Source organism: Tardiphaga sp. (genome assembly GCF_044340795.1).
GTDB lineage: Bacteria > Pseudomonadota > Alphaproteobacteria > Rhizobiales > Xanthobacteraceae > Tardiphaga.
Window position 1 is genome coordinate 1 of record NZ_JBIISY010000329.1, and the last position, 5,283, is coordinate 5,283.

Annotated in this window: 9 protein-coding genes; all 9 read right to left on the bottom strand. The window is 59.8% G+C overall.

Going from position 1 to position 5,283, the window contains the following annotated elements; translation table 11 throughout:
• Nucleotides 1-418: 418 nt before the first annotated feature.
• The gene (locus ACIQ17_RS30335; RefSeq protein ID WP_398473177.1) at nucleotides 419-1,609 is read right to left on the bottom strand and encodes a tyrosine-type recombinase/integrase; all 1,191 of its coding nucleotides are present in this window, start codon (nucleotides 1,607-1,609) and stop codon (nucleotides 419-421) included.
• 229 nt (nucleotides 1,610-1,838) lie between these two features.
• A complete protein-coding gene (locus tag ACIQ17_RS30340) occupies nucleotides 1,839-2,201 on the bottom strand; it encodes an HNH endonuclease (RefSeq protein ID WP_398473178.1) in 363 nt (120 codons plus the stop codon).
• Nucleotides 2,198-2,599, bottom strand: a complete 402-nt coding sequence (locus tag ACIQ17_RS30345) for a recombination protein NinB (protein WP_398473179.1) — start codon at nucleotides 2,597-2,599, stop codon at nucleotides 2,198-2,200. Before ACIQ17_RS30345 ends, ACIQ17_RS30340 begins: the two co-directional genes overlap by 4 nt.
• Nucleotides 2,596-3,207, bottom strand: coding sequence for a lambda exonuclease family protein (locus ACIQ17_RS30350; protein WP_398473180.1), 612 nt, complete (start codon nucleotides 3,205-3,207; stop codon nucleotides 2,596-2,598). The genes ACIQ17_RS30345 and ACIQ17_RS30350 overlap by 4 nt, the downstream gene beginning before the upstream one ends.
• Before the next feature lies 1 nt (nucleotide 3,208).
• Nucleotides 3,209-3,919 (bottom strand): ERF family protein, encoded by a 711-nt coding sequence (locus ACIQ17_RS30355; protein ID WP_398473181.1) that lies wholly within the window; start codon nucleotides 3,917-3,919, stop codon nucleotides 3,209-3,211.
• Nucleotides 3,916-4,113 carry a hypothetical protein gene (locus ACIQ17_RS30360; protein WP_398473182.1) on the bottom strand — a complete coding sequence of 66 codons (198 nt, stop codon included), beginning with the start codon at nucleotides 4,111-4,113 and terminating at the stop codon, nucleotides 3,916-3,918. Before ACIQ17_RS30360 ends, ACIQ17_RS30355 begins: the two co-directional genes overlap by 4 nt.
• An 88-nt stretch (nucleotides 4,114-4,201) precedes the next feature.
• Nucleotides 4,202-4,459, bottom strand: coding sequence for a hypothetical protein (locus tag ACIQ17_RS30365; RefSeq protein ID WP_398473183.1), 258 nt, complete (start codon nucleotides 4,457-4,459; stop codon nucleotides 4,202-4,204).
• Nucleotides 4,456-4,623, bottom strand: coding sequence for a hypothetical protein (locus ACIQ17_RS30370; RefSeq protein WP_398473184.1), 168 nt, complete (start codon nucleotides 4,621-4,623; stop codon nucleotides 4,456-4,458). The genes ACIQ17_RS30365 and ACIQ17_RS30370 overlap by 4 nt, the downstream gene beginning before the upstream one ends.
• Nucleotides 4,623-4,928: a hypothetical protein gene (locus tag ACIQ17_RS30375; protein ID WP_398473185.1), complete on the bottom strand. Its 306-nt coding sequence runs from the start codon at nucleotides 4,926-4,928 to the stop codon at nucleotides 4,623-4,625. The genes ACIQ17_RS30370 and ACIQ17_RS30375 overlap by 1 nt, the downstream gene beginning before the upstream one ends.
• Between the last annotated feature and the right edge of the window lie 355 nt (nucleotides 4,929-5,283).

Sequence of the window (5,283 nt, forward strand, 5' to 3'; positions counted from 1 at the left end):
GCGCAAAGTCGGCTGCTGTGAGACCCTCAGCCGGTCATGATGGCGGATTGATCGTGTGCACAGGTGCGCGAGCTGGCCGACTGCCATGCTCGCGCGATGGAAATAGGGCTGGGTTCTGGGCGTTCGGTCGCGACGCGTCGCTCAAGACTTGCCAGGGGTCTCAATCGGCTGCTGAAATTGGGGCGAAGGCAGCGCGCACGGTCGCGTGACCTTGAGGATCTCCATGGAACTTTTCGTCTCAAGATGTCCCGAATGGTGTTTGGTCCCGATCTGTCCTCCGACGGGAACCTGCGAGCGGGTAAGCGGCACAGGCTCTAACCGTCTTGAATTATTGACAGGATTTGCGTGCGGAGATGGTGCACTCGGAGCGATTCGAACGCCCGACCCTCGGAATCGAAAGACGTGGTTCTCGAAGCATTTATGCTTTTCCCTTCTTGGGCTTAGCTGATGTTTGTTTTTTGGTCTGGGATTTTGTCTGGGACTTTTCCAGATCAGTCGCTTCGGGTTTGGAGGCCTCGACGCGCTCCATGCCGGCGCGCAGATCGGTCATCGTGGTGTCAGTGTAAAAGCTCGAGGTGGTGCGGATCTCCGTGTGACGAAGGAGCTGTTGCACGAGTCGCAGATTGCCCGTGGCGCGCAAGGCGCGCTGGCCGGTTGTGTGACGCGTATCGTGGAGACGGGCATCCACGCCCGCCTTGGCCCACTTCCGGCGCCGGTTGGTGCCGATCCCGTAATAGGTCATCGGGTAGCGCTGCCCGCGGACGAACTGCGTCCCGGTCTTCGGGCAGAGCCTGGAGCGCTGGGCCACGAAGGTGAAGACGTGAAGCTTGTCGTTCCCGCGGAGCCCCCAGAGGATGTCGTAGGCGCGCTGGGTGAGGGGCAGGATGGCCGGGATGCCGCCCTTGCCGATGATGGCGATCGTCGCTTGATCGAAATTGACCTGGGTCCATTTCAGCAGCAGCTCCCGCCGGCGCAGGCCCATGATTTCGGCGAACTCGCGGAGCTCCGCGTATTCACGGCTCTCCACTTCGTCCAGCGCCCGATCCTCGGCGTGCGTGATCTCGCGCACCGGCCGCTTGCGCTCGGGTAGGAAGTGCTTCTTCCACTTTGGCTGAGCGAGGATGGCGACCGACCAATTTTCCGCCGCCCTGTTCATGACGCGGCGCATTAGGCTTGGCACCGTCTTGTTCACCGTGCGCGGGCTCAGGGGTCGATATAGCTGTTTTCCGTCGCTATCCCGGCCAGCGCGCATGACGCACTTTCTACGGGCCTCGACGGCGCGGGAAATCATGTCATCGTTGATCGTGTGCAGGAGCACATGGGGCCCGATCTGGGTCTTTAGCCAGTCCAGCGCTCGTTCCAAGTCCGGGTCGCTGCCATGACGGCCGACCTCGTCCCACCAGCGATCGGCGGCAATGGCGAGAGTCATGGGTTTCCGGCCTGCGTCGAGGGCTTGCTTGACGAAGGCTTTGGCTTCTTCCCTTTGCCCGCGCTCGAACTCACGAGCCTTATGTTCACTCGTCTCTTCGGTCGAGCCGTAAAAGCGGTGACCTTTGATCTGGAAATCGAACTGATAGTAGGGCGAGTTTCTGACCCGGAAGACTGACATGCTTCACCCGTTCGGCGGTAAAATTCAGCGACATCGCCGAGCGTACAGACGTAGTGGCGGCGCTCAAGCCCTGTGCCCTTGATGTGGACGGGAAGATTTCCCGCTTCACGGTGCTTTGTAAGCGTCTTCTTGTCCATTTGCGCAGCCTTGGCGAGCTGCGGGATCGACAAATGAGGGACGTTCTCGAAGGCAGCCAGCACCGGAGCTGGGATGCTGTGGGTTTGAACGGTCATGGCTGGACCTCGCTCCGGCGCTCAATAGGGCGGCTGGCCGAGCGTTGCGGCTTACGCGGTCCGAAGCTGGACCGCTTCTTGATCCCGATATGGCGATCAGCGACGCGTTTCGCTTTGGCGATCATCGGGACGTCTCGCTTGGCGGTCTTCTCCGTGTGGCACGGAACGCAAAGCACGACACAGTTCCAGAGCTCTGGTTCGCCGCCGAGCGCATCGGGAATGTTGTGGTCGTAGTGGAAGCGTCCGTCGAGCAGGGCGCCGTTGCAGCGGGTGCCGTCGGCCTTGAGGCCTTCGCAGTAACCATCCGCTCGGGCGTGCGCCTGGCGACGGACTTCCTTTGAGAATTCCCGCCGGCTCATGCCGCTTGCTCCACTTCCTGATCATGGAAGACGACACCATTCTCGGCTCCCCATGCGAACATGAATTCGATGAGCGCGCTCATCTCCTGCTTCGATAGGTCCGATGATGACTGCCCCCAAGGGATGAACGTGGAATTGTCCAAGGACGGAATAAACTGCACTTCGCGCCCGCAGGCGTGCATGAACAGCACCTTCCACTGATCGGGCGTATACTTCCGGCCGGCGTGCTGTTTCTGCGTCGCAACGTCGGTCAGCATCGCCCACATGCGTGAATTCTGCTCAAGTGTTCGCTTCGCTGCCTTGAACTCGATGCGCGTCTCCGGCGGCGCCTGGTGGCACCATTTGGCCGCGCGCTCGCGATCGGCTTTGCCATGGATGGTGATCAGAGCGCGGCTCATGCTGCCTCCTTCGACTTTCCATAGGCGCGGATGGTCGCGACGGTCTCAGCCAGCTCTTCATTGAAGGCCTTTACGGCACCGGCGAGGGTAGCAATGTAGCCGTCGTCGCGGGGGACGCGAATGATCAGCGGCGGGAGCTTCGGGCAATAGCTGACGAAGTCCCACCATTTGCGTTCACAGATCCAGATTGATCCTTGAACCTGCGCGCGATGCTCAGGCGGGAGCGTGCCCTTCAGCAGGCGCTCGATCTGGATGTGGGGAAGGGCGGTCTTGATCTCGAGCCCTCCATCTTCACCGATCAAGCTATCGGGCGAGCAGCCGGTGTCGCCGCTGCGGACAAATCCGACACGGACCGGGTCGATATTCTTGATGAGGGAATAGGCGTCCCGCGCTTCCTCCTCCATCTGCTTGCCACGCTCCATATGGGCGTTGGTGTACGATTCCTGTGGCTCGCCAGTGATCAGCTCGCCGGCAAGCTTCAGCATGTACGTCTTGCGGGTCTTCCCTTCGCCCTTCGCGAGGACGGTCGAGAATTCGGACGCGGTTGGGATGCCAAGCCGAGCAAGGTGCCATTCGGTCGAATTCTGCTCACAATCGAAGATCTGCATGTCAGTCAGCCTTTCGGGTGATGGCTGCGACACAGGTGTCGTAGTTGGCCGCCGGAAGATCCTCAATGCGGTCGACCTTCGCCCATTTCAGGAAGCGAGCACGATCCTTGCCATTTGCTTCGAGCAAATCGCGGATATTGTCGGCCTGCTCGTCACTGATGCATTCGCCGGCGCCCGCGGTTCTGCCGTCATCATCGTCGGATGCGGCAAGGCCAAGCATCTGCACCAGTGAGTACCGCTGGAGATAAGTGAGGGTCGAGCCGAGCGACTGGATCGCGTTCTTGTTCCCGCTGGTGTCGGCTGGACCAGTAAGCGTGGTCTGCTCGCTGTGGCCCATGCGATGCGACAGGATGCATGTCACTGCAATCTTGTCGGACTGATCGGTCTTGAAACGATAGGACAAGCCAAACTTGCTGATGATCGGGTCAACCGAGCGGGCAATGGCTGCGAAGTCGGCATAGCGCTTGTTGTTGTGTCCAGCCTTATTGCGGACGACCGGGCCAATCTCGGCCTTTGCGTTCGATACTGCTTCGTCGAAAGCCTTGTGCGCCTGGTTCGCCTCATAGCGCTCCTGCAGCGACATCAGCTTTTCGAGCACTTCCATCGTAGCGCCGGACTCGACCGCGCGGTTCAGCATGTCCATCGGGGTGACTACCGACAAAGCGCGGTCATCTGCCCGGTTCGTATCCATCTTTTCGACAGCGTTACTCATTTCACTTTCCTCACGATATTGCCTTCGCGAACCGCTTCTCCCGCTTCAATCAGCCGGGACACGGTGATGCTGTTGAATTTCCGGCGGCCAAACTTCCAGGCCAGTCCGTGGTGATGACAGGCGACGAGGTTGCCCTTCTCAAGGGCACGTCGGCAGACGGCGGCGCTGCGCGCTGTGCTGTAGGGGCGCTTCATCGGATTCCCACTCCCAGCAAGAGCACGCACACACAGAATGCTGCGATGCCGACGAGCGCGAACAGTTCCTCTGCTAGATCGCGCAACATCACAGCACCTCGCGCAGGATTGCCAAGTTGGCCTCGAATACCGCATCTCGCTCGGCAATCGACGGCATGCCGAACACCGCGCAGGTGGTGTTGGTGAGTTCACGAAGGCGAGTCTCGTGCTTCTCGGATACGTCGCCGGCGCCGACCATGCGCTCGATGTAGCTGACCAGGACAGCGACGGTGTCGCGCTGAAACTGCTCGTCTGCGCGGCCGGAAATGGCCGCGATGCGAAGATGATTGCGTTGCTTCGGGGTCATGCCGCATCCTCCGATCGCCACTGAGAGGGGAGGGCAGCTTCGAAGCGCGCAATGTGCATGCGGGTGAAAGCGGCGTCTTCGATGTCGCCATTCTCTTCATCGAACTTTGCGTAGTTCTTCAGGAGAATGATCGCGAAGTGGAGCTCAGCTGCGAGTTCGGGCATCACGCAACCTCCGCCAATGGCAGGTAATGGGTCGCGTGAGCTTCGGCGAAGTACGCTTCGAGCTTGTCCATGGAGGCGCGAAAGTCGGCGCCAGCAGGGATAACAGTTTCGATGTTCGAGCCATCGCGGGCGGTGAACGACACCAGCCACTCGCGTGCGACAGCATCGAAGCCGGCAGCGCCTACCTCATCGTTGCCGATGTAGGCCTTGATAGCGTTGCAGGTGCCGTACATGCCGGTGATGCGGACCACCTTGAAAGTGTGATCGACCGGAGGCTTGCGATGGATGGAAGATCGAAGTGCCATTTTCCCTCTCCATTCCCCAAAGCGGGGCCAGCCGTGGCTGGGGTGAACTGCTCGGCGGCGAGTTCTTGAGAGGGACTATGATGCAGTAGAATTACTGCGTCAACAGGAAACAGTAAAATTACTGAATTATTTTCCGGGCGCGTTTTGTCACTTCGTCGGGAAGGGGGGGTGGGGATGAAATGAAAACACGATCTACGAAGCTTGAAGCGTTTGCCTCAGCTCAGCGATATCAGCCAGACGACGATTGAATGTCGCAATCGTTTCAAGCAGATAAGCCTCGTCGTCGGGATGGAAGCCTACTAAATTTTCGCCGCGCGCCATGCTTTTGTACTGACTGGTGACTTGCGGGTGACCT